The organism is Gimesia fumaroli (assembly GCF_007754425.1).
GTDB lineage: Bacteria > Planctomycetota > Planctomycetia > Planctomycetales > Planctomycetaceae > Gimesia > Gimesia fumaroli.
Map to the genome: position 1 here is coordinate 5893910 of NZ_CP037452.1, position 25074 is coordinate 5918983.

A 25074-nucleotide genomic window follows, 5' to 3' on the forward strand; every position below is an offset into this window, starting at 1 on the left:
ACGGTAATATGTCAGTACAAAACGGCATAAAACATCTGGGAATCGCACTGCTATTGTTCTGTCAGTCCGTCGACTTAGACGCTGCAGAACCGGCCAACCTGAACAGTCTGCCCTCCGATTTAACCGTTCCCACAGTCACACATGATAAACCCCAGGACGGCAAACGGGTCTGGCAAACGAACCCCGGCTTTGAAAACACGAAAATCGCACATGCCCTCTATCTCCCCTCGGACTGGAAACCGGGCAAAACCTATCCCGTGATTATGGAATACCCGGGGAACGGCGGGTTCAAAAATGCCCTCGGCGATCGCAGTCAAGGACGCGTACAGGATTGTAAGCTGGGATATGGTCTGTCGGGCGGCAAAGGCATGATCTGGGTCAGCCTCCCCTTTGTCGATCCCGAAACCGGCAAACACGCGATCAAATGGTGGGGCAATCCCGACGCCACCGCAGACTATTGTAAACAGACCGTTGCCCGTATCTGTCGGGAATATGGTGGCGACTCCAAAAATGTATTCCTCGTCGGTTTCTCACGCGGCGCCATCGCCTGCAATTATATTGGCCTGCGTGACGATGAAATCGCGGCCCTCTGGAAAGCCATGCTGCTGCACAGTCATTACGACGGCGTGCGTAAATGGAATTACGCCGACAGCGACTCCGCGTCCGCCCGCAAACGACTGGCGCGTCTGGGCACGCGCCCGCAATTCATCAGTCATGAACGGAGTACCCAGGCAACAGAAGACTTTCTGAAAGCGTCACAATCTCAAGGCCAATTCACGTTCATGGCACTCCCTTATCCCAATCATTCCGATGAATGGGTTATGAAAGACATTCCCGAACGAACCCGGGCAAGAGCGTGGCTTCAAACAATCGTAAACACGAATTCAGCAGAATAACTTTTTCCTGATTTGAGAAATTTCCATGACCAGAATTTTAAAGTGGACATTACTTTCCTTGATTGGCCTGTTCCTGGCTCAGGATGCCCTTTTGCAGTCGGCAGAACCCAAACCTCGATCCCACATCAAAATTCGCGGCATCTATGGCGGCGCGCCCACACAATTGCTGGAACAGAATAAAAGGCTGCCCGAACTGGGTGTGAATGCCATTTTCATGGGATCAGGAAGCTTGACCGACAAACGCATTGCCCAGTTGAAACAGCAGGGTGCAAAAGTCTTTGCTGAATTTAATACGCTGCATGTTGCCAATTATCTTAAAGACCACCCGGATGCCAGACCGATCGGCGTTGACGGAAATATTTGCCCCGCACCGCAGGGTTGGCAGGGAATCTGCCCGACGCACCCCGGTTATCGCAAATATCGGATGGACGAGTTTCGCCGAGTGCTCAAGGAATATGAAATCGACGGCATCTGGCTCGATTACCACCACAGCCACGCCAGCTGGGAACGCGCTGTTCCCGAGATGCCGGATACCTGTTTTTGTGATCGCTGCCTGAAACAGTTTCAGCGGGATACGAAAGTTTCGTTGCCTGAAGCCCCTACTTCCGAACTCTCTTCGCTTCTGTTAGGAAAACAGAAAGCGGCCTGGGTGCAGTGGCGCTGTGATGTATTTTCAGACTGGGTCCGCGAGTTTCGTTCGATCCTCGATGAAACACGCCCCAAGGCACTCTTGGGAACATTTCACTGTCCCTGGACCGAGACCGAGTTCAACGGCGCCCTCAAGAATAAACTCGCCATCGATTTGAAAGCGCAAGCGAAATATGTCGATGTCTTCAGTATCATGCCCTACCACGCTCGCTTCAATCATCCGAAGGACCCCGCCTGGATCTCCCGCCAGACCGCCTGGCTGGGCCGACACCTGGACATCAAAGGCGAACCGGGAGAACGGCTCAAAATCTGGCCGATCGTGCAACTCTCAGACTGGGGAGAACAAGTACCTGTCGAACAGGTGAAACCTGTCCTCGATCATGGTACGCGTCTGCCGGCGACCGGCGTGATGGTCTTCCGCTGGGGCTCACTGCATCCCCAAACAGACAAAGTGGATGCAATGATCGAATACTACCGGACTATCAAACCTTAGCGGCAAACCGTAGCGGGTTCGTTTTCAGTTTGTTGACAATCCGACTTGAGCGATCTATAACCAACGCGGATACACATCAAACTGCAGAAGGACGGATCGCGACCATGTTGACTGTACTCTCTCCCGCCAAATCTCTGAATCTGGAACCGCAAACACAGACTACGAAATTCTCGACGCCCGAATTTCTGGATGAAGCAGAAACGCTCGTCAAAAAACTGAAACGGATGTCCAAAAAATCATTGAGCGAATTAATGGGCATCAGCGATGACCTGGCCGAACTGAATCACGGCCGCTTCAACCAGTGGTCACGCCCCTTTTCCACAAAGAATGCCAAGCAGGCAATCCTCACATTCAACGGCGACGTCTATCAGGGACTCGACGCCAAACGCTTCAAAGCCCGCGATCTGGCATTCGCGCAAGATCACCTGCGAATTCTCTCAGGCCTGTACGGCGTATTGCGTCCGCTGGACCTGATGCAGGCGTATCGGCTGGAAATGGGGACCAGTCTCATCACACGCAGCGGGAAATCGCTGTATGACTTCTGGGGCGACAAAACCACGGAGTCACTCAATCGTGATCTGGCAAAACAGAAACAGCAAGCACTTGTCAACCTTGCTTCAAATGAATACTTTAAAGGGGTCAGACCCCGATTACTGGACGGCCCGGTGATCACGCCAGTCTTCAAGGAAATCAAAGACGGCAAATCACGCACGATCGCCTTGTTCGCCAAGCAGGCCCGCGGACGAATGGCGGCCTGGATGATGCAAAACCGTATTGACAAACCGGATCAACTGACCGATTTCAATTTAGACGGTTACGAATACCAGACCGATGAATCAACTGCCGAGAAATTGATCTTTTCCCGACCGCAACCACCGCCAGTCGGGAAAAAATAATAACACCTTCTGAGAGAAGTAAAGTTCCATGACCGAGACCGCCTCCCATCAGCAACTCGACCAGATGATTACCGGCTACTGGTCATCGCAGGCCATTTATGCCGCCGCCAGCCTGGGAATTGCCGACCTTCTCGCTGAAGGACCACAAACAGTAGAACAGCTGGCGACTGCTACAAAAACCAATCCCGGGGCACTGTATCGTCTGTTACGTGCGCTGGCCAGCGTGGGCATCTTCGCCGAGAATCAACAAAAGGAATTCGCACTCACTCCTTTAGCCGAATACTTACGCAGTGATGTTCCGGGCTCAAAACGGGCACTAGCCATGATGTCGGGCGACGAACATTTCCAGGCATGGGGCGAGATTCTCTATAGTATTCGCACAGGCAAAACATCATTCGATAAAGTATTTGGAAAACCGTTCTTCGATTATCTGCCGGAACATCCCGACAAGGCACAGACCTTTGACAAAGCCATGACCGGCATTCATGGAAGAGAATCTGACGTCATTCTGAAAGCATACGATTTTTCAGAGGTAAAAACCCTGCTGGACATCGGCGGTGGAAACGGTTCGAACATCGCCAGAATTCTCCAAAAGTATCCTGAGATGAGAGGGATTCTGTTCGACTTGCCTCATGTTGTGGAACGCTCTCAAGCTCATATTCAACAGGCAGGATTGGTGGATCGGTGCCAGTTAATTAGCGGTAGTTTTTTTGAATCGGTTCCCGAAGGAGCGGATGTGTATTTCATGCGTCACATCATTCATGACTGGGACGATGAAAAATCGCTCACGATTCTCCGGAACTGCCATGCCGCGATGCAGGACAATGGCAAGCTGCTGGTCGTCGACAGCGTCATTCCTGCAGGGAACGACCCATTTGCCGGCAAGTTTCTTGACCTGGTTATGTTATTGATTCCCGGCGGCAAGGAACGTACCGCAGAGGAGTTTCGGTCTCTCTTTGCACAGGCGGGCTTTGACCTGACACGCATCATTCCCACAGAATCCGAACTCAGTATTTTGGAGTATTGTAAACGATAGCCAAGTTGAAACGTCCCTGGAGGAAACGAGATGTCGGATCAGGTAAACTACCAACAACTTGAGCAACTGATTACCGGTTACTGGAAATCACAGAGTATTTATGCCGCCGCGAAACTGGAAATTGCCGACCTGCTGATCGCCGGTCCTCAAACGCCTGCGCAACTCGCCTCTGTGACACAAACTGATGCGGAATCCCTGTATCGCCTGTTACGCGCTCTGGCCAGTATCGATATTTTTGAAGAAAATGAAGCGGGTGAGTTCTCATTAACGCCTCTGGCAGAACCACTGCGCAGCGATCACCCGAATTCAAAACAGGCCTTAGCCCTTATGAATGGAGAAGACCAGTTTCGCCCCTGGTGTGAAATCATTTACAGCCTCCAGACCGGGAAGCCGGCCTACGACAGCATCTGGGGAAAATCGATTTTTGAATTCCTTTCCGAGCATCCGGACAAGGCCCGCATCTTTGACAAAGCTATGATCGGTATCCATGGTCGAGGAACCGAAGCGATTCCCGACGCGTATGATTTTTCCAAAATCAAAGTTCTCGCAGACGTCGGCGGAGGAAATGGTTCCAACCTGATCAGCATTCTTCAAGCTAACCCACATTTGCGGGGCCTGCTTTTTGATCGTCCCCACGTCGTCGAACGGGCGCAGGTGCAGTTTGAACAAGCCGGAGTCGCTGGTCGCTGTGACCTCATTGGCGGCGATTTTTTTGAATCGATTCCCCAGGGAGCAGACACCTGTCTCCTGCGTCACATCATCCATGACTGGAACGACGAAAAATCGCTCACTATTCTCAAAAACTGTCATAACGCCCTGCCTGAGAACGGAAAACTACTGATCCTGGAAAGTGTCATCAATCCAGGCAACGATCCCTTCATGGGTAAATTCGTCGATCTGGTCATGCTACTGGTCACAGGCGGTAAGGAACGCAAGGCGGAACAATTCCGATCTCTGTTTCAGCAAGCCGGCTTCAAACTGACAACGATTTTCCCCACTGCAACCGAACTCAGCATCATTGAAGGCGTTAAACGCTGATTCAACCGGTCTCCATGTTGTTTCAGGGAAAGCGAATCGAACAACCTGCGCCGACAAAATAATCGATGGCGGCTTCGTTCAGCCCCACGCCGGCACTGAGATCAAGCTGCAGGTTATTGTTAATCAGATACGTGAAACCGCCGTCCATATAATGTTCGGTCTGTTCGGTATTCGAGCCGCAGGGAATCAGTGCGAACCATTCGGTAAAGACGCTCAACTGCTTCGTCAATGTGTAATTCACATTCCAGGACTGTGCCATCTCCAGATAGGAACGGTGATTTTCATCGAAACTGCGATTACCCTGCGTGGAGCCGGAAAGTGAAATGAAATCATTCGCTTTCCAGGCATAAATCCAGTTGACTCCCGGCTCAATTTGATTCGAAGTAAATGCAGTACTGCCAGTCGGCACACTCATTTGTACAATCAGCGCCGATTCCGGCAAGAGCCTCGACTGGGGTGTCAATGCAAACTGGAGTGCAACAGACAGGTCTTCGCTTCCGGCTGTGGTATTCTGAAACGCACCCAATTGCTCCGTTTGCTGTAGAGGTGAAAAGCCAAGACGAAATTCGAGCCAGTCCGCCAGTATTCCTCGCCGATACAGAAATTCTCCAAACGACTGATAGCTGACTTCTTGCCCTGCTGGGCTGTCGTCGGCAAACGTGTAACCAAATTCGAGCTGTGTAACGCCTTTTCCTACGGTGACTGAAGTCGAAGTGAAATTCGGACGATCCGTCTGCAAAGGTTCATCGAGTTGCGGGCCTCCCGCGCAACCACAGCCTGCGGTCCACTGAAACAGCGTCCCGCATTCTGGAGCATAGAAGAGCCCCTTTTCAATACAGATTTGACAATCCGTTTCGCCTGTCTCTTCCCACATTTTCCCCAAGAGGCTCTGCTCAAACAAAACCGGTTCGCTGTCTGCAAGCAATAATACAGGGTGATAACAAATTGAACCAAATATCAACAGGTAGAGCAAATGGTGGATCCGATGTCTCATCATCGTGATGGCTCTCTGCTGAACATTTTATCTGTCTAGTCAACAACCTGACTGATCTTGATCAACGAATCTCAACTGAACGATACGATGACTGTCACTCACCTCGAGAAGCCGGAAGCTGATCTTCTGCCAGTGCGGCTCTGTAGTCCGCCTGCTCTTTGAAATACAGTAGTTTCGCATCCACTGCTTTTTCTGCTGACTCAACTGCGTATTGTTCCCGCAACGTTACTTTTAACAGATCAGACAACCCTTCTTCAAAATTGCGGCGTTCACGTCGTGCCAGATCTTCCGCGTATCCCACGGCCTGCTCTGCCTGTTTGGCCTGTTTAAAAGCTCCGATCAACCCGGCGTAGGCAGATTCGACTTCGGCAACAATTTTCTCTTCAGTTAATTTTCGCTTTGCATTGAGCTGGGAGATCTTGCCACTCACCGACTGAATCTTACCGCGGGCTTTACGACGTTCGATGGGAACATCCACATACAGCATTGCATCAAGTTGAAAAGGGCCTTTATCATTCTTGGGATCGGTTCGATAACCCACATCCTGAGCGGCCGCCATCACTAAATCCACTGCAGGAAGACAGTCATTCATCGCCTCAGAATGATCAATGTCTAATTGACGCTGAAAGAGATCCAGCGCATAAATTTCCGGCCGTCGTTCCAGTGCTAATAGGGAATCATGCTCTACCTGTTCTGGATCGATCAATTTTAAATCGGGAAAGGTCGGTATCTTATCAGGTCCTGGAATCAGCGGGTTGCCATACGCATCACGATAATACAAGGAGAGTTTCACAGCTGCTTGCTGGAGTTTTCGTTCGGCAAAAGCACGCTTCCCCGAACGCTCAGCAACCAATCGTAGGTTATCGGTTAATTCTGGTGGATCAAGAAATCCATTCTCAACCTGACTCCGAATCCGGTCCGTCCGCGATTCAGCCAGCTTGAGAATTTGATCGGCTATCACAAGCTTGGCCCCCGCTGCGACCCAATCCCAATAAGCATAGGTCCCTTCCTGAACGAACCCGATGAGTTGCGCCTGGATATCCGGCTCAACAGCATCGACGCCAAACGTCGCACGCCACAACGCAGCCCGTCGAGCATCAATATCCCGATTTCGAGAGAGTGGCACCGAAAAGCCTGCTTTAAACTCCCCTGCTTCATTTGTCTGTCGTTCTTTATACCAGGGCTGAAAATTTCCCCGACCAATTTTATAGCCGGCAAAGACTTCTCCCCCTTGATACAAGGGCTTCACCAGACCGATATGCTGACGATACGTTTTGTAATACCCCATCGGCCCGTTTTCAGTTGCCGCTTTGAATTTACGGTCAAATTCTCCTAATGTTTGCAAACGATCACCAGCAGCAACCTCACGGGAATAAAGGGCCGCATCAAGCAATGGGTAGCTTTGATAAACTGAATCGATGACCTCTTCGAGAGCCAGACCCGTTCGGCTGGGAGCAAAGTTTTCGTCTGGTAAAGGAGGAATTTGAGGAATGGCGATGACTTCCTCATTAATCGCTTCAGATGAAACGAGAGACACTTCCTGCGAAGTCTGTGGTAGCTCACTTTTCTCTTCAAATTTGGCCAGCGCTTCCTCATCACGCTGTATGTTCGGTGGAACTTGTGACAACTCAACCGGTTCAGTCGGTGCAGGCCCAAGCGAAATCCGCGCAACAGCTGCAGGCACTTCAGAATCAGTCTGAGAGACTTTCTGTTGTGTGCCAGCACATCCGATTGCCATTGCGGACATTAATGGGACTAAAACTCTGAACATTACTTAATCACTCTACCCGCCGGTTCAACCAGCAACCTGAATTATTAATACAGCTATTATAATCGGCACAAAGCCTTCTCTCTTAGAATTCGGCATAAGTAGAAGGGCGGATTGATTCAGAGTCAGGCTACTCTCCACGATACTGCAGAAAACTGCAGGTTTTTCGCAACAGACGACGAAGGCAGCAAACACAACCTATTCTACCCATACCTACTTCGGCAACTTTGGAGGCTTTGATTTGCTGCTTTTCTGACCTGGCTCATCGATTGAGACTGCGGGCGGGAAGCCATTTAATTTTCGCCAGACTTCATACCAGAGAGGAACGCGTTTGAGCAGAACCCACGCATTGGCGCGAACCCCCTGTCTGAGGAATCGATCTTGAGGCCAGGGTTCATCTGAGGGATCCGGGCGGACCAGTATTCGAAACTTTCCATTCCCATTGTCGGTCGCATCGACAGAAACCACCGTTCCCCCAAAGGTCCCAACGGCTACCGAAGGCCAACCGGCAAATTGGATTGCAGGCCAACCTTCAAACTGCAGCCTCACAGGTCGCCCCGGCTCAACCAGTGGTGCATCATTTCCATCGAGCCAAACCTGAACCGAACGATCCGTCGTGTAAGGTACGATGGTGCAGATGGGATCTCCCTGTTTTAAGATTGCGGTTCCGAGATTGGGCGTGATCTGAACAATATAACCATCAAAGGGAGCCTTGATCACCCGTTTTTCCTGCCGCGAAACCTTGACCTTCATATCAAGTAGTTCCTTCTCGGCTTTATTCAGCTCCTGCTGCGCCTTGGCGATGTCGCTTTCTGCTTTTGAAACATCCCCGTTTGCTTTACGCAGCAGCGCCTTGGCTTTATCGATATCGGCCTGCGCTTTTTCAATTTTGGCTTTTCGCTCACTCTGCTTACCAGACAATTCATCTTGAGCAGCACCATAATAGAACTCAGCCCCCTTTGCTTTGCTGGTTGCTTCTTTCAGCTTCCGACTCACTTCCTGCAATTTCTGTAGAGAGATATTATTCTCAGCCTGAAGAGTTTTCATTCGGTTATACTCGGCCTGCAACTGAGGTAATGCGGCCTCATATTCAACCAGTTTCTGATTCTCGGCCTTGACTTTCTTAGCGGCCATTTCAATATAAGCATCCTGGGCGTCAATCGTCTCCCGCTTGACAGTTTCATAAGCCTGAACTTGGGCCTGATAGGATTCGACGATTGTCTTCGCTGCGTCCAGCGCGCGCTGACTGGCTTCCAGTTGCTGGCCTGATGCCGTTACTCCCTGCTGGGAATTCATCAACTGCAGATCCAGACGAGCTGCATACGATTCGTCCAAATCACGAATTTCAGCAATTTCCTGCCCTTTTTTGACCCGGGCATTTTCAAAGATCCCCTCTCCCCATTGAGCCAGCCTTCCTTTAATCGGTGCTTGAATGACCTGCTGTCGCTGATCGGGGGCATACGCCAGAACATTTCCTGTTCCGGTTACCGATTGCTGCCAGGGAGCAAATGCCATCAATATGATCGATAATACAAGCGTCACAAATAAATAACGGGCGATCCGACGCGCCAGGCGTGATGATCTTGCCAACCTCAACGCGGGCATACTGGATTCACTATAAGCCACCGGCACCAGCATTGACCAACGTTGTTGCTCTGTCTGGGATGCGGGCGTATCAAGCGGTTTTTTAGCTGCCATGACCACTCCCTTCTGCAGATGCAATGGCAGGTTCGCCTAATTCATAAACGTCTGTTCCCAGTTCGGCAAGACTTCTCCGCCCCGTGACCATAATCAGAGTCCAGAGACGCTCTGGATCGACCAGCATTTGTGTCAACCGTTCCGCTTCCTGATCGGGTAACGCATCAACCAGACCGTCAATCAATAACAATCTGGGACGACCAACAATGGCCCGTGCCAGCATTAACTTGCGCGCCTGATTTGATGTCAGCGGGTAACCAGTCTCGACAAGGTGCGTATTCAGCCCTTCGGGAAGACTTAAAATATCATCAATCAGTCCGACTCGTTCCAATGCTTCACGGACATCACTGGTGGAAACAGAAGGACGTTCCAGATGCACGTTCTCTTCCAGAGACCCTGAAAATATTTCAATGTCCCGGGCCAGAGCAACATGTTTTCTGAGAGCGTCAGGTCGCAGATCACGGGGATCAATTCCATTAATTGAAACATGTCCATCCGCAGGCGTTCTTAATCCAAATAATAAATCCAGAAACAGACTCTTTCCTGTTCCACTGGGCCCCATCAGCATCAGTCTCGCCCCACTCTCAACATTCAGGTTAATCTGTGCCCCATGGTCGGAATGATGTTGCATTGCACAACTGACATTGCTGGACGTCACTTCTGCTGGTTTGTCATGAGACATTTTGAGAAGCCCATCCCGGCGTTCCATAGGCAAATCAAACAATGCCCCCAGCTTATCCACTGAAGCTAAGAGATCGTAATAGCTCTGCATATGTTTTCCCAACTTGGCAAAAGAACCGACGATCACCGTCACGATCAACTCGGCTGCCACAAGCTGCCCGAGGGTCAATTGACCTGAAATAACCAGCCATCCACCTAAGCCTAGTAAAGCAGTACTCGCGACTGCCTGCATGCCCAGAGCAAAAATAATCTGGCGCATTACAATCCGGAAATGTTTCTTGCGGGCACTCAGATATTCAAAGGTTAAATGGTCGGCTTGATCCAAAGCATACTCTGCAGCTCCCCGATAACGAAACGCTGTCGAACAGCTCACCAGGTTTTCCAGCCAGGCAGCCACTTTGTACTTTGCCTTAGACTCTTTGATACTACTGTTAACAGCGCCGCGCCCTAAAACTAAAATCACAAAGGCAATCAACGCCAGCAAAACGATATCAAAGCCCAACAACCAGGGATGATAAAAAGCCAATACCGTCATACCAATCAACGTGCTCAGTACCAGCGAGATTCCGTCCAGCAGGAGTGATGCGGTTGCTTTTTGAACTGTGATGACATCAAAGAAGCGATTCACCAGTTCCCGCCCCGATTGACCATCCAGTGCAGCAGGAACCACTCGCGGCAAGCGATAAGATAGATCAGCGGCGACGCGCGCAAAAAGTCGTCGTTGAATGATTTCTGCCACATAAGTCTGCAAGCCAAGCAACGCTGCTGAAAAAGAAAGAAAAGCCAGCAGCATCAAAGCCAAAATGATCACGGGCTGAAGCAACCGACCGAAGGCAACAGTGTTAACTAAAGTCTCCACTGCTAAAGGCGTCGCCAAAGCCAACAACCCGGTAACGAGCGCAAAAACCATGATGATCCAGATATCCGAGAATTCCGGTTTTAATAATCTCAGCACCCGATCGAGCGGACTATGCTCGTGTATTTCTCCCGAATTCATATCGGAAGCAGTAAGTTCCGGTTCGATAACCAGACAACGGACCACATCTTCTCGACTTGAAACCTCTAACGTACTCCGCATTCTGCGGGCACTAATCCAGATCCGGGTTCGATCCCGTTGAGGCTGTAGAATCTGGAAGCGTCGACGCTTGGTGGAAAGAATGGCAGTCCAGCGATGCTCTTCGCCGACACGAGTTATCACCCGTCCCCCTTCACTGGTGATCGCGACCAGTTCACGGAAGGTACAATCCATGACCTTGTATTGCAGCTCTAAACTCTGGCTGGCTTCGACTAACCAATTCCACCAGTCGTCGTCTGTTTTAGATGTCCTTGCAGACGCTGCCTCGATCAATGCACGTCGAATCCGTGATCGATCAGCAGAGTGACCGGCATCCACGGCCAGTTGCTCAAACAGCCAGGCGGCCGCTTTGATGTCGGTCTGGACCGACTTTCGATCAGCGTCTGCTGAATTGTCCGCGTTGTCAGGTTGTAAGGTCGACATGAAAATTTCGTAAGTACAAGATTAGAAAAGAAAGTGTGTCAGGAACTTGATCCTCTGCGAAACATTCAACAGAACCTGCTAATACGTTCTCCAGCAGAAAAAGAACAAAGCCCAAATACTTCGTATACGAAGTATTTGGAAACCACAGATAACATAAACACATGACGACTAAACCGCTGTAGCAAGCTTTTATTATCTATCGTCCATTTCCGACATGACCTCCCACAAAACTTACGCCCGTCTGCCCCCAAAATGATTCTCGTCAAATTCTAGACATCCCAGGCTTTTAGACAAGAAACGATCTCCAAATACCAGCAGGTTTTTGAGTTAGCGTTTCAGACCACCAAATTTCACATTCAGATGATTGAACAATTGCTTCTATAGAAGTAGGCTGAATCCATCTGTTTGAACGAAAACACCAATTGCAACCACGAAGAAAGTAAGCAAACATGAGCCGGCTTTTTCCATTTTTGATTCCGTCAATTGCAGTTCTCTGCTTAACTCTGAACGTCCATTCTGCCAATGCCGCTCCACCTTTGATCGTCGCACATCGAGGACTGTTAAAAGCCGCCCCTGAGAACACGCTGTCGAATTTCCGAGCGTGCCTGGAATTGCGGCTCGGTTTTGAATTTGACGTACAGCGCACAAAAGACGGTCATCTGGTTTGCATCCACGACAGTACTGTCAACCGCACAACAAACGGCTCCGGAAACGTGAGTGACTTGACACTGGCAGAAGTCAAGCAGCTTGACGCAGGAAGCTGGTTTGATCCTCGCTTCGCAGGTGAAAAAGTGCCAACGGTAGAGCAGGTTCTGCAGTTGGCCTCTGATTTTAACCAACACCCGATTTTGATCGCCGTCGATTTCAAAGATGCGAACGTCGAACAGGACGTCGTTCGTCTCGCAAAAAAACATGATATCTTAAGCCACCTGATTTTCATCGGCAGAACAATTCAAGAACCCCAGGTCCGCGCTAACATCAAAGCGACTTCTGCGAAAGCCGAAACAGCAGCCGTCGCCAATAATACAACTGAGTTTCCTGCGGCATTGGCCGACACCAGTGCCGACTGGGTCTATGTCCGCTACATCCCTTCCGCTTCAGAAATCAAACGCGTGCATGCAGCCGGCAAACGGGCCTTCATCGCGGGACCGACCGTAGGCGGGAAGATGCCCAAAAACTGGCAAGAAGCAGCGACGGTGGGCATTGATGCGATTCTCACCGACTTTCCTCTGGACTTACGGGCTGTACTCAAACAGAAAGCAGCCAGAAACTAAAGTAAAAAGGTTTCGCATCCGTAAATTGCTTGACCACCATCAACCGATAAGCGATGATTGATATAATACAAGATCAACGGGAGCGCAAAACCATGATTGAGTTCGAATATCTGTATAAAGGCGTCTGCGGACTGGCCCATTCACACCAGGCAGGAGAGATGGCCGGGCATCTGGGTGCTGCGGTCGCCGCCGGATATTTCTTCGGCGAAGATCAGAGTCAGCTCCCCGATGAAGTCTTCATCGGTATCACCGGAGAATTGAAACGCATTATCGCGGGTGAGGAATCATTCTGGTTCAACGCGAAAAAAGCAGGCATCACGCCCACCGAGCTGTTCAAGCCATACCCCAAAGAAGCATCCAATGAAGCCGCAATCAACTCAATTGTGCGAACCCTGCAAAAGAATGTCGGAGAGACCCGGCAATCGGGACATAATATTATTTTCGCTTCCATCGGCATCCGTGCACTGCATGACCACAGTGATTTTGCCACGCCTCAAATCATTGAGGGTATCCGTAAATTGACCGCGGGTTTCAACAAAGCACATGCCGGCCGTGGTTATTACGGCAAAGAGAAAGGCTGGCGGACCGGCAGACAGATCAAGCTTGCTGAGATCGACAACTTTCCCATGTACGGTTCCGTTCAAGGTATGGTCGATGTAACAATCGCCGAGTTGATTTCAAGCGCTGCGATCAAGAAGCAGGGCTTCGGCGGGTTATGGCATATCATCAACCATGCCGCTGCAATTACCGAACTGAACCGTTTCGGCTATGAAAAGGTGGCTGAATTGGCGTTACCAGCGCATCATCAGCACATCCGCTTGTGGCGTTCACTGCCAAATGTCGAGAGTGAGCTTGGAGCGCAGGTCAAATCCGCACATGATCCCCGCAAGCCAGCTTATTGGGAAGGCATGCTGAAACGGGATGAAGCCCGCCTGACACACCGCATCAAAACACTGTATGGGTATTACACGATCCGGCGTTTCATCGAAAATGACAATACAAAGCAAAAAGCCGACGAGGCGTTTCTGTTTTTGATGGCCTAAGCGCAGTTCCATCAAACAACGGTCGTGCGTCTTGTTCAGATCGCTTTTTACATCAGGTCTCGAACCAAGTTGAAAACAATTGCTTTGTGTGCATAATATCGAGTACGCTTTGCTCTGCGCTTTATTTATCTATTGAAAATATCGAGAATCCCATGTCGCCTCTCAGCATTGAGGATCAGGTCCTAGTCGCGCTGCGACGAATTACGCGTGCGATTGACTTACACTCCCGCGGCCTGATGCAGGAAATCGGACTCACAGCCCCCCAATTGGCATCTTTGCAAACCATCGCCCGTATGCAACCCATCACGGTAGGGGCACTCGCAAAATCAATTCATCTAAGTCAGGCCACAATAACCGGTATTCTTAGTCGACTGGAAACACGCAACCTCGTTTCCCGCTCGCGGAGAGGTACGGACAAACGTACGGTTGTTGTCGAACTCACCGAAGAAGGTCAGGCAATGCTGAAAAATGCTCCTTCCCTGTTACAAGACCGATTTCGGCGTGAACTGCTGCGACTGCAGGAATGGGAACAGACCCAGATGCTGTCTACCTTACAGCGGATCGCTTCCATGATGGACGCAGAAGATATCGATGCATCGCCCGTCTTGTCAGCCGGTGAAGTCACACCGACTGCAGAAGACGAAAACACCGCTTACCTAAACGAGTAATCACTCGCTCTCTCGGTTTCTCAAACATCATTTTCTGCGCATTCTTTTTGCACTCAGAGTCACTCCGATTCAAGTAGTGAGATGTCACTTTCATGTGCATTTAAAAATAGTAGGGGTTGACATTCCCATATTATTTGCATACAAAACATTGCACACAAAGCTTTTAAACAGAACATACGTTCTGTTAGTTCAATACAGAATTTTCCTTAACACCATACATAAAAGCATTTTAACTGAATAAAAGAGCAAAACGCCTTTTATTGGTCACAAACTAATTTATTAAGCAATGAAGAAATAAACCCCCATATATATTTTGGACACTAAATATCTTATCGAACGAGAATTTTTCTCAGAAGCTGATAAGTAAATAGCCCAATGGAACAGGCCACCCAATTGATTTTTCGCGAGCCCCGGCTGACCGATGCCCTCGCAATAACCAACCTGATCAAGAGTTGCCCCCCCCTTGACGTTAACTCCCATTACGTCTCGCTCTTGTTGTGTCGTGATTTTCATGACACTTGCGTGATTGCAGAATCCGATTCGAAAATCGTCGGTTTTCTTTCTGCTTATCACCCTCCTCAACAAGAGAACACAATTTTCATCTGGCAAGCCGCCGTTGATCGCAGCGCGCGTTCCTGCGGTGTTGCATCGCGAATGCTTGACGCTCTGCTATCCCGCCAGATCAACTCCCATGTGAATTACCTGGAAACGACGATTACTCCCTCGAATCAATCGTCCCAAAAGCTGTTTCGCTCACTCGCAAAACGGCTTAACACGGAGTGCCGAACTTGTAATGGCTTTTCTTCGGAATTGTTTGGTGAAGCTGAAGAACACGAACCCGAAGAATTGTACCAGATTGGCCCCTTCTCACTAAAACCTAATTACGGAGAGAAATCACCAGTATCATGACTATATTCAACCGACTCGAATCAAACGTTCGCGGTTACTGTCGCTCATTCCCTACCACATTTACTAAAGCCCAGAACGCCAATTTGCGCGATGCTGAGGGTAACGAATTTATCGACTTTCTTGCGGGCGCGGGAACCTTAAACTACGGCCATAACAATCCAAAACTGAAAGCGAAACTCATCGAGTTCCTGGAACGAGATGGAATGTTACATGGACTCGACATGCAAACGGATGCGAAAGCTCGCTTCCTGGAAGTATTTGAAAAACGAATTCTCTCGCCACTGGAACTCGATTACAAAGTTCAGTTCACTGGACCAACAGGAACAAACGCGGTTGAAGCCGCATTAAAGCTGGCGCGAAAAGTAACCGGACGGACGAACGTGATTTCCTTCACCAATGGTTTTCATGGCGTAAGCCTGGGATCAGTTGCCGCTACGGGAAACAGCCATTTTCGTGATGCCGCAGGTACTCCACTGAATAATGTGACCTTTATGCCCTACTACGGTTACATGGGCTCCAACATGGATACACTGGAATACTTTGAAACTATTCTCAAAGACAGCAGTAGCGGTTTGGACCTGCCTGCAGCCGTGATTGTAGAAACGGTACAAGGCGAAGGTGGTGTGAATGTCGCCAGTACAGAATGGCTGCAACAACTGGAAACACTCTGCCAGGAACACGGCATTCTGTTGATTATCGATGATATCCAGGTTGGCTGTGGACGAACGGGGAACTTTTTCAGCTTTGAAAAAGCGGGCATCGTACCTGACATCGTCACGCTTTCGAAATCTCTGAGCGCCTATGGTTTACCCATGTCGCTGGTGCTGATGAAATCGGACCTGGATCAATGGGAACCAGGTGAGCACAACGGAACCTTCCGTGGCAACAACTTGGCTTTTGTCTCAGCAGCCGAAGCGATTGAACTGTACTGGAGCGATTACCGCTTCGCACGCGAAGTCCTTCAAAAAGGAGCCTTGATTAAGAATCGACTGGAAGAGATTGCGGAAAACGTGAACGACGTTGAACTGGAAGTGCGCGGTACCGGCATGATCTGGGGACTGGCCTGCCAGGAATGTCCTGCGTTACCTGAAAAAATCTCGGCAGCGGCATTCGAACGCGGATTGATTATCGAAACCAGTGGCACAGACAGCCACGTCTTGAAAATTCTCCCGCCATTAACCATCGAAGATGACCAACTTCTGCAAGGACTGGATATTGTTGCGGACAGCCTCAAAGCGGTACTCAACGATGACAGCATTCTGGAAGAACTGGGTCTGGTACACGCAGACTGATCTCAGTATAGAAAATAAGATAAGAAGAGAGCCATACATCATGATTGTACGTCAACTGAATGACATTCTCGGAACCGAACGCGATATCAAGGCCAAAACCTGGAATAGCCGACGGTTACTGCTCGCGAATGAAAACATGGGATTTTCCCTGCACGATACGATTATTCATCCGGGAACCGAAACGGAAATCTGGTACCAGAATCACCTGGAAGCCGTCTATTGCATTGAAGGGGAAGGCGAGATTGAACTCATCCCCGATGGCCCCACGCATCCGATTTCTCCCGGCATGATGTATGCGCTCGATGAGAATGATCGTCATCTGTTAAGAGCCAAAACGCAGCTGCGCATGATCTGTGTCTTTAACCCACCCGTTACCGGGCAGGAAGTCCATGATGAAAACGGCGCCTACCCGGCTGCTGCTGCGACTGACGCGTGATTTTAGATTGTCTCATCTGCAGGCACGACACATAAAATCAAGAAACAACAGATACGTGGCCACATCGAGAAAAGGGAAAGGCGATGACCGCGAGAACCACACCAGCTGCCACGACGAACTTCGAAGATCTCTATCCTTCCCGAGTGAAATCATATCCGGAAACGTTAGACAGGCAGGACCCGGTGGTCTATGGCACTGCACAAGATGGCCCGCTGACCGAGGAACAGTTGAATCAGTATGAGCGTGATGGCTTCCTGATTTTACCCGCATTTTTCTCAGATCATGAAGTGGCAGCATTTCGTGCAGAACTGTCTGCCTTACGAGATTGCCAGGAAACGAAACAAAAACCCGAAGCGATTCTGGAACCAGATCATTCTGAACTGCGCTCATTATTTTCCGTTCACAGACCAGAAATCAGCCCCCTGTTTTCCAAAGTGGCATCTGACAAACGAATTGTCCAGATGACAAATCAGATTCTCGGGAGTGAGGTCTATATTCACCAGTCGCGTGTGAACCTAAAACCAGGCTTTGCCGGCAAAGAATTTTTTTGGCATTCCGATTTCGAAACCTGGCACGTTGAAGACGGAATGCCTCGCATGCGTGCCGTCAGTTGCTCCTTACTCCTGGATCAGAACGACGAATTCAATGCACCATTGATGTTGGTTCCCGGATCTCAGCAAGAGTATATTGCCTGCGTCGGTGAGACTCCCGATGACCACTATCAGAATTCATTGCGTCGTCAGGAAGTCGGTATTCCGGATCACCAGTCGCTGGATGAAATGGTAAACCAATACGGCATCGTGCAAGGCGTTGGCCCGGCAGGTTCGATTCTTCTATTCGACTGCAACATCATGCATGGCTCCAACAGTAATATTACCCCACTGCCACGTTCCAATCTGTTTTTTGTTTACAACAGCACATCAAACTATCTGGTCCAACCCTTTGGCAACCAGAACCAAAGACCGGAATTCATCGCATCGCGTGAAGATTGCGAACCGATTGTACCACAAACCATCACTCATGATTAATCAGGCAGTCCCGTTTTATCAACGACCAGCAGGAAAGCGACCTTGATGCCAGTCTCATCTTCTGAAATTTCGATGAAGTTCGCGTTCTGTTATACGAGTGCGATCCGCCTCGAATCCCATATCGGAAATCACGGGACGATCATTTATCCTGATACGCTCCCCAAATCCAAGGCTGGCCTGTGATGCACCGACTCTCCCAAATCATACAGCGTATTGAAGCGTTTCTACTTGCCTGGTCGATCATCGCGATTGCCGTCCTGTCTATCGGTAATGTATTTTGTCGCGCGTTCCTCGGCTTCAGCTTGGCCTTCACCGGCGAACTCTCTCAATTTCTCATCATCATCGTCACATTCATCGGTCTGAGTTATGCGACCAGCCGCGGCAGACACATTCGGATGACGGCCCTCTACGACCAACTCAACAAACGCTGGCAGAAGAGATTGATGATTCTCATCTGCATTTTCACTGCACTGTTGATGTTTGCTTTGACCTGGTACTCATTTGAGTATATTTCCACCGTCTATTTCCTCGAGACGGTCTCTCCCGTTTTACAGGTCCCCCTGTATCTGGTTTATTTATGCGTCCCACTGGGTTTCACGTTTTCCGCCATCCAATACACGTTAACGGCTGTGCGTAACGTAATTTCTCCCGACGTTTATATTTCGTTCAATCAGAAAGACGAATATGAATCCCCTGTCATCGGAGAAGTGTAACTTGAACTTTTCCGAACAGAGGTAATTCCGTGGAAGCGTTACTCATCATCGGGGTTATGCTCATACTGCTGATGTCCGGATTCCCAATGAAGGTCCCGCTCATTACAGCAGCCTTCGCTGTTCTACTGGTCTTCCATCCGGATGTCACACCGGCCGTCCTGATTCAGCAAATGATCGGCGGGATTAAACCGGCTGCGTTATTAGCCGTTCCGATGTTCATTTTCGCTGCCGACATTATGACGCGCGGACACTCGGCGAATCGGTTACTGGATCTTGTGACGGCGTTCGTGGGACACCTGCGCGGCGGATTGCCAATTGCCAGCGCCATCAGTTGTACGCTGTTCGGTGCGATGTCAGGTTCAACACAGGCCACCGTGGTCGCGATAGGCGGGCCGCTACGTCCGCAGCTTTTAAAAGCCGGCTATTCTGATTCTTTCACTACCGCTCTGATTATCAATGCCAGCGATATCGCCCTGCTCATTCCCCCCAGTATCGGCATGATTGTGTATGGCGTTGTATCCGGCACTTCGATCGGGGAACTGTTTATCGCCGGAATCGGCCCCGGACTGCTGGTGCTGTTCCTGTTTTGTGTCTATTGCTGGATCGCTTCGATACGGATGCAGATTCCGCGACAACCCAAAGCTGATTCATCCACACGCAAATCAGCAGCCAAACGCGCCCTGCTCCCGCTGGGGTTCCCCCTGATCATCATTGGCGGCATCTATTCAGGAATATTCAGCCCCATAGAAGCAGCAGCCGTTTCGGTGCTGTATGCTGCGATTCTGGAAATCCTCTTTTTCCGCGAACTTTCGCTGAAAGACATCCCGGAAATTGCCCTTTCGACCGGCTTAGTCACAGCCGTGGTGTTTATCCTCGTAGGATCAGGAGCCGCCTTCAGTTGGGTGATCTCATTTGCACAGCTACCCGATGCACTCATCAATGACTGGCTGGGGCTCTCTGCCGCCTCTGGTTACTGGACGATCATGCTGACAATTGCCATCGCTTATTTCATCGGTTGCATGTTTGTCGACCCGATCGTAGTGATTTTGATCCTGACTCCCATCTTCCATCCTGTGGCCGCTGCCGCCGGTATTGATCCCGTATTGGTGGGAATCGTCGTCACACTGCAAGTCGCCATCGGGTCCGCGACGCCTCCGTTTGGCTGTGATATCTTTACGGCGATTGCCATCTTCCGACGCCCCTATCTTGAAGTCATTCGAGGTACTCCCCCATTTATTGCCATCCTGTTATTTGCAGCCGTGTTGCTGATTGCCTTCCCCGGCATTTCCCTGTTTCTGCGCAATCTTGCCTTTGGTTGATCGAAGTGGACACGACATGAATCTTTCGCCTCTTTATAGATCTTTCCTCACTGTCAGTCTTTTGACCTTGATTGCCCTGCTACCTGCCTGCAGTTCAGAAACGATGTCGCAATCAAGAAAACCGGTTCAGTGGCGCTTTGCAATTGAAGAAACCGTCGGCAGCGTCCAGCACAAATACGCACTCAAATTCAAGGAACTCGTCGAAGCACGCTCCGAAGGAAATATTGAAGTTACGATTTACCCTTATGGAACGCTCGGAACATCAGATCAGATTACCGAACTGGTCGATATGGGCGTGATTCAATTTGCCATGGCGTCCCCGGGGCATCTCGGCAAGCTGATACCTGAAGTACAGGTCTTTCTCTTACACTTCCTCTTTTCGGACGATGACGAAATCAATAACAAAGTTCTGAATGAAGATCCCGAGCTGCGGGAAACGTTCAACGAACTTTACGCTCGCAAGAATTTGAAACTACTCTCCATCTTCTCGGAAGGCTGGCAGGTCTGGACGACCAAGAAATCGATTCAGACCCCCGATGATTTCAAAGGCGTCAAAATGCGTGTGATGACCTCACCGTTACTGCTCGCCGCCTATGCAGCCTACGGGGCCAGCCCGACTCCCCTGCCTTATTCCGAAGTCTATTCAGCACTGCAGTTGAATATGATCGACGGCCAGGAAAATCCAGTGTTTGCCATTCAGGAAATGAGTTTCTATGAAGTCACGGACTGGATGATCTTCGCCCGGCATGCCCCGTTCATTTCCACTTCGGTCACCAATCGGGAATTCTTCGACTCACTTCCCCCGGAACGCCAGAAATTGATCACAGGAGTCGTCAACGAATTGAACGGTTACATTCTTGAAGTACAGAAACAGTTCAACCGTGAGCGTCTGGACTTGATTCGTGAGAATAAACCTAAGCTGAAAATCGTCATTGAACTCACACCCGAACAACGCGAATTATTCCGTCAAGCCAGTCAGCCAGTACGGGAGCAGTTCAGCGAAATGACCGGTGAAGACGGAGAACATCTGCTCGACATGATCGAAACGAAAATTCGGGCCCTGGAAGCACAAGACGATTAGCCCCGACCCGTTTGATTCTCAAACCGCTTCCCCCGTTTCGTTGAAACTTCATTAACTTTCCCGAACCACGGTCTGTCCCTGATTGTCCAAGTGGGAACCGTTGTATGTCGTCTGTCCAGCGGCGTGCGGGCCACCGAATCAGGTTGGGTGCCGCACGTCCCGTGTATGGGTTCTAAACCAGGTGATGTCAACGTCAGGATAGCTCAAATGGCAGAGCATCAGACTCATAATCTGAAAGTTACGGGTTCGAGTCCCGTTCCGACTCCAGAGCCGGCCCACCGCCGGTTCACCAAATGCTTGAACAGCATTACCCAGAAAACCGGACGAAGACAGATGTTTCACGGTCGGCTTTGTGTGATGAACTGTTTCTGAATCGCTTACGACTCAGATCAGAAACATTGCCCGAAGCAGCACGTGGCGACGCCTTGCAGTACGTGGATACCGTGTTCGTGCTTCCATTTTGAAAGCACATCGAATCAATGTGCGTTTCCGATTGGAATCCTGCAGGAGACCAGGACGAAGCACAACAGCGTGACGGTGTGTAGACGCTATGGAAGACGTTCACTCAAGCGGACTCCGCGATGCGCTCGTGTGATCGGCGAACATTCTGTCTTCGAAAGGTGTCTTTATCGAACTGTCCGCGGTACTGAAACCGCTTTTTATGTATGTGCTCCTCAACCGAGAGGAGCGGAAAGGTCCAGGGATTATCCCTGAGGAGGTATGAGATGTTTGGTATCAAACGCTATGAAATTCGCAGCTACGAACTGGGGCTACTGTTCCAGAATGGAGAATTCCAGGGACTGCTCAACGAAGGAACGTACTGGTACTTCAAACCATTCTCAGACTTCTACGTTGATGTGATCTCGCTGCGCGAACCCTTACTGGTTCATCAGCACCTGGACCTGATTGTAAAATCAAAAGCGCTCCAGGGGCACGCCATCGTGCTGGACCTGAAAGACCACGAACGCGGTCTGGTCTGGATTGAAAATCGATTCAGCCACATTCTGCCACCCGGCCCTTATGTTTACTGGACAGGCCAGAAAGAAGTTCGGGTTGAAGTGGTCGATACACGCGAGGCCCGCTTCGAGCACATTGATTTGAAGCTGATCGCTCGGTCTCCTTTAGCAAAGCAGTATCTCGATATCTGCACGGTTGAACGTGACCGCGTGGGGGTTCTGTTTATTGACGGTCAGTATGTCGACACTCTAGCTCCGGGGCTCTATGCCTTCTGGCTGGGTCAGTCTGATGCGCTGATAGTTGAAATCGACATGCGGGAAACCACAGTCGACGTCAACGGTCAGGATATCATGACGGCTGACAAAGTGACACTGCGCGTGAATGCTGCGGTAACGTACAAAGTGACTGACGCGCGAAAAGCAGTCAGCCAGACCGACGACATGCGGCAGGCGCTGTATCGTGAAACGCAGTTGGTGCTGCGAGCGGTCCTGAGTGCGCGTGAGCTGGACGTCTTCCTGACGGAAAAGGATGCGCTGGCGAGCGACATTGAGGAAAGCATTCGTCGTCGTGCAGGTGAACTGGGTCTGGAAATCGCTTCGGTTGGCATTCGTGATGTCATCCTGCCGGGCGAGATGAAGGACCTGATGAACAAGGTCACGGAGGCCAAAAAAGCAGCCGAGGCCAACCTGATCGCACGCCGTGAGGAAACGGCGGCAATCCGCAGCCAGGTCAACACGGCCAAGCTGCTGCAGGACAACCCGGTTCTGATGCGAATGCGGGAACTGGAAGTCCTGGAAAAGATCGCTTCGAAAAACAAGCTCAACATCGTCCTCGGCGAAAAGGGCCTGGCAGATCGAGTGGTCAACCTGCTGTAGAATGTCAGATGGCATCATCTGCTCCCCGGGGTTCGAGAAATCGACCCCGGGATTTTTTCATTCAACGGAACGGATTTCAATCTTCCTCTTTGATAGAAATCCGGCTTTTCACAAATGCGGCCAGATTCTCCGCGTCGTCAGTGCCAACGCGCAAGGTTCCCTTGCGAAGTTTGAGTACAACACAGTCGCGCCCCCAGAGATTCCAGACCCAGCCGCCACGAAAACTGAGATGAATGCCCCAGCCATCCAAAATCGTCGTGCGGCCGACTTCGGCACTCTGAATGTCTTCATACAAAACGGACCGCTGAAAGAGTGGCAGTGGACCAAAGCGAATCCGCAGCCGATCGATTTCATCGGCCACCGTCAAATGATGGAAACCGGTCGCTACGACGCTCAGCAGCAGTCCGATGCCGAAGAAATAGAGACACAGATAGGGTCGAGGCGGCTCGTTCCGCGTGAACCATGCTGCCAGATACAGCAGCCCCGCGGCCGCATAGATAAACAGACAGAGCGGCCCCCGCTGCGTGTGATAATAAATGGCAAGACTATTCATCGTTCTTGCTCCTATAGCCTGGATGCCCTCTGAAAATACTCAATCACACCTCGACCTCTTCTATTACTTTAACGCATTTCTGCGCATTTCGGATAGGGAACTTTTCTATGATGTTGAGCTTGACTGTTCACTCTGATACCGTCATCAAAGTATCGCTAAATAGAGGCATGCCATGAACCATGACAAAATGCTGCGTGTCACCTTTCGAGTCTATCTTCTAAACTTTTTCACTTTTTTATGTCATGTCAACGGAGCAAGCCGACCACCATGTCAGAACCAGCCCATGTCATCAATTTTTACAGCGTGACGGAACCGTACGGGGAGTTCTCCAATTTTGCCGGGTACCCGATTCAGTTAGATGGAAAATGCTGGCCGACCTCGGAGCATTATTTTCAGGCGATGAAATTTCAGGATGCGGCACACCAGGAAGACATTCGTCAAGAGAAATCGCCGATGCGGGCCGCGCGGATGGGCCGCGACCGGAAACGCCCGATCAGAAAAGACTGGGAGTCGGTCAAAGACTCCATCATGCGGAAGGCCGTTGTCTGCAAATTCACTCAACACGATGATCTTCGTGAACTGTTGCTTTCCACAGGCGAGGCGAAGCTGGTGGAGCATACGACGAATGATGCTTACTGGGGAGATGGGGGAGACGGGAGCGGCAAGAACATGCTGGGGCGGATACTGGTAGAAGTCCGGGAACAACTTCGGCTGGAGAGCCAGTGATCCCCGCTCAGGGAAAATCAATATATGCCGCCGGCACACTTTCTGTCAGCCAGACCTGATTGGGCGTCACAAAAAATTCACAGCCCGCCTCATGCATTTCGAGTGACCGGACACTGAGTAAGACCGGCGTCCCACGCCTGCGCCCCACGGTAAGGCTGGTCTGCTCATCTACATGCAGGTGCACATGATGCCGCTGCATTTTCTTGAGCCCTTCACGCGCGATCGAATCCACGAACTGTCGAGGTGTACCGTGAAACAAGATTTCTGGAGGGACCGCGGCTTCATACCCCAGATCGATATTGATCGAATGCCCCTGATTCGCACGGATGCGAGTCCCCGTTTCATCAAAAGAAAACCGCTGTTTGTCGTTCGTTCGAACCACCATTTCCAAAGTGTTCCGAGACATTGATTTACCATGTCGCGCCATGGAGGCTAACAGTTCTTCGACATCAATCCAGCCCGATTCATCCAGGCTGATTCCAATCGTTTCCGGCTGATGCCGGAGCACCAGACTCAGAAACTTGCTTTTTCTTCGTACTTCTTTTTCGTTCATT

25 protein-coding genes and 1 tRNA gene are annotated in these 25074 nt (G+C 50.3%); 20 read left to right on the top strand and 6 right to left on the bottom strand.

Annotation, left to right across the window (positions count from 1 at the left end):
- Positions 1–8: 8 nt before the first annotated feature.
- The 5 genes from Enr17x_RS22300 to Enr17x_RS22320 all read left to right on the top strand — a co-directional run bounded on the left by Enr17x_RS22300 (position 9) and on the right by Enr17x_RS22320 (position 5007).
- Entirely contained in the window at positions 9–896 is an 888-nt protein-coding gene (locus Enr17x_RS22300) for a hypothetical protein (RefSeq protein WP_198000741.1), read from the top strand.
- 25 nt (positions 897–921) lie between these two features.
- Positions 922–2037 (top strand): glycoside hydrolase family 10 protein, encoded by a 1116-nt coding sequence (locus Enr17x_RS22305; RefSeq protein ID WP_232100814.1) that lies wholly within the window; start codon positions 922–924, stop codon positions 2035–2037.
- A 104-nt stretch (positions 2038–2141) separates the two neighbouring features.
- The gene (gene yaaA, locus Enr17x_RS22310) at positions 2142–2933 is read left to right on the top strand and encodes a peroxide stress protein YaaA (protein ID WP_145311902.1); all 792 of its coding nucleotides are present in this window, start codon (positions 2142–2144) and stop codon (positions 2931–2933) included.
- Between the two features lie 28 nt (positions 2934–2961).
- Positions 2962–3969, top strand: a complete 1008-nt coding sequence (locus Enr17x_RS22315) for a methyltransferase (protein ID WP_145311903.1) — start codon at positions 2962–2964, stop codon at positions 3967–3969.
- Between the two features lie 30 nt (positions 3970–3999).
- Entirely contained in the window at positions 4000–5007 is a 1008-nt protein-coding gene (locus Enr17x_RS22320) for a methyltransferase (protein WP_145311904.1), read from the top strand.
- Between the two features lie 22 nt (positions 5008–5029).
- On the opposite strand, the gene Enr17x_RS22325 is transcribed toward Enr17x_RS22320, so the two are convergent.
- The 4 genes from Enr17x_RS22325 to Enr17x_RS22340 all read right to left on the bottom strand — a co-directional run bounded on the left by Enr17x_RS22325 (position 5030) and on the right by Enr17x_RS22340 (position 11646).
- Positions 5030–6004, bottom strand: a complete 975-nt coding sequence (locus tag Enr17x_RS22325) for a transporter (protein ID WP_145311905.1) — start codon at positions 6002–6004, stop codon at positions 5030–5032.
- Positions 6005–6095: 91 nt separating this feature from the next.
- On the bottom strand, positions 6096–7772 hold the full coding sequence (locus Enr17x_RS22330) for a TolC family protein (RefSeq protein WP_145311906.1): 1677 nt from the start codon (positions 7770–7772) through the stop codon (positions 6096–6098).
- Positions 7773–7982: 210 nt separating this feature from the next.
- Positions 7983–9467 carry an HlyD family secretion protein gene (locus Enr17x_RS22335; RefSeq protein WP_145311907.1) on the bottom strand — a complete coding sequence of 495 codons (1485 nt, stop codon included), beginning with the start codon at positions 9465–9467 and terminating at the stop codon, positions 7983–7985.
- A complete protein-coding gene (locus Enr17x_RS22340; RefSeq protein ID WP_145311908.1) occupies positions 9457–11646 on the bottom strand; it encodes a peptidase domain-containing ABC transporter in 2190 nt (729 codons plus the stop codon). The genes Enr17x_RS22335 and Enr17x_RS22340 overlap by 11 nt, the downstream gene beginning before the upstream one ends.
- A 449-nt stretch (positions 11647–12095) precedes the next feature.
- On the opposite strand from Enr17x_RS22340, the gene Enr17x_RS22345 reads away from it, so the two are divergent.
- The 14 genes from Enr17x_RS22345 (at position 12096) to Enr17x_RS22400 (ending at position 23241) form a co-directional block, all read left to right on the top strand.
- On the top strand, positions 12096–12920 hold the full coding sequence (locus tag Enr17x_RS22345) for a glycerophosphodiester phosphodiesterase (RefSeq protein WP_145311909.1): 825 nt from the start codon (positions 12096–12098) through the stop codon (positions 12918–12920).
- 92 nt (positions 12921–13012) lie between these two features.
- Positions 13013–13963: a hypothetical protein gene (locus Enr17x_RS22350; protein WP_145311910.1), complete on the top strand. Its 951-nt coding sequence runs from the start codon at positions 13013–13015 to the stop codon at positions 13961–13963.
- Positions 13964–14115: 152 nt separating this feature from the next.
- The gene (locus Enr17x_RS22355; protein WP_145311911.1) at positions 14116–14631 is read left to right on the top strand and encodes a MarR family winged helix-turn-helix transcriptional regulator; all 516 of its coding nucleotides are present in this window, start codon (positions 14116–14118) and stop codon (positions 14629–14631) included.
- A 375-nt stretch (positions 14632–15006) separates the two neighbouring features.
- A complete protein-coding gene (gene ectA / locus Enr17x_RS22360; protein WP_145311912.1) occupies positions 15007–15540 on the top strand; it encodes a diaminobutyrate acetyltransferase in 534 nt (177 codons plus the stop codon).
- On the top strand, positions 15537–16832 hold the full coding sequence (gene ectB / locus Enr17x_RS22365) for a diaminobutyrate--2-oxoglutarate transaminase (RefSeq protein ID WP_145311913.1): 1296 nt from the start codon (positions 15537–15539) through the stop codon (positions 16830–16832). The genes ectA and ectB overlap by 4 nt, the downstream gene beginning before the upstream one ends.
- Positions 16833–16872: 40 nt before the next feature.
- Positions 16873–17268, top strand: coding sequence for an ectoine synthase (locus tag Enr17x_RS22370; RefSeq protein WP_145311914.1), 396 nt, complete (start codon positions 16873–16875; stop codon positions 17266–17268).
- Between the two features lie 83 nt (positions 17269–17351).
- Positions 17352–18296 (top strand): ectoine hydroxylase, encoded by a 945-nt coding sequence (gene thpD, locus Enr17x_RS22375; protein WP_145311915.1) that lies wholly within the window; start codon positions 17352–17354, stop codon positions 18294–18296.
- Positions 18297–18341: 45 nt separating this feature from the next.
- Positions 18342–18479: a hypothetical protein gene (locus tag Enr17x_RS29740; protein ID WP_198000743.1), complete on the top strand. Its 138-nt coding sequence runs from the start codon at positions 18342–18344 to the stop codon at positions 18477–18479.
- The gene (locus Enr17x_RS22380; RefSeq protein ID WP_145311916.1) at positions 18479–19009 is read left to right on the top strand and encodes a TRAP transporter small permease; all 531 of its coding nucleotides are present in this window, start codon (positions 18479–18481) and stop codon (positions 19007–19009) included. The genes Enr17x_RS29740 and Enr17x_RS22380 overlap by 1 nt, the downstream gene beginning before the upstream one ends.
- Positions 19010–19065: 56 nt before the next feature.
- A complete protein-coding gene (locus Enr17x_RS22385) occupies positions 19066–20328 on the top strand; it encodes a TRAP transporter large permease (protein ID WP_145314106.1) in 1263 nt (420 codons plus the stop codon).
- Positions 20329–20431: 103 nt separating this feature from the next.
- Positions 20432–21409, top strand: a complete 978-nt coding sequence (locus Enr17x_RS22390; RefSeq protein ID WP_232100816.1) for a TRAP transporter substrate-binding protein — start codon at positions 20432–20434, stop codon at positions 21407–21409.
- Positions 21410–21601: 192 nt separating this feature from the next.
- Positions 21602–21676 (top strand) — tRNA-Met (locus tag Enr17x_RS22395).
- Positions 21677–21702: 26 nt separating this feature from the next.
- Positions 21703–21873, top strand: coding sequence for a hypothetical protein (locus Enr17x_RS29745; protein WP_198000745.1), 171 nt, complete (start codon positions 21703–21705; stop codon positions 21871–21873).
- A 261-nt stretch (positions 21874–22134) separates the two neighbouring features.
- Positions 22135–23241 (top strand): slipin family protein, encoded by a 1107-nt coding sequence (locus Enr17x_RS22400; protein WP_145311918.1) that lies wholly within the window; start codon positions 22135–22137, stop codon positions 23239–23241.
- A gap of 76 nt (positions 23242–23317) precedes the next feature.
- On the opposite strand, the gene Enr17x_RS22405 is transcribed toward Enr17x_RS22400, so the two are convergent.
- The gene (locus Enr17x_RS22405) at positions 23318–23794 is read right to left on the bottom strand and encodes a hypothetical protein (protein WP_145311919.1); all 477 of its coding nucleotides are present in this window, start codon (positions 23792–23794) and stop codon (positions 23318–23320) included.
- Between the two features lie 267 nt (positions 23795–24061).
- On the opposite strand from Enr17x_RS22405, the gene Enr17x_RS22410 reads away from it, so the two are divergent.
- Positions 24062–24520: an NADAR family protein gene (locus tag Enr17x_RS22410; protein ID WP_145311920.1), complete on the top strand. Its 459-nt coding sequence runs from the start codon at positions 24062–24064 to the stop codon at positions 24518–24520.
- A 7-nt stretch (positions 24521–24527) separates the two neighbouring features.
- Here Enr17x_RS22410 and Enr17x_RS22415 read toward each other — a convergent pair whose 3' ends face one another.
- Complete coding sequence (locus Enr17x_RS22415) at positions 24528–25073, bottom strand: RNA 2'-phosphotransferase (RefSeq protein WP_145311921.1); 546 nt, start codon at positions 25071–25073, stop codon at positions 24528–24530.
- Position 25074 lies beyond the last annotated feature (1 nt).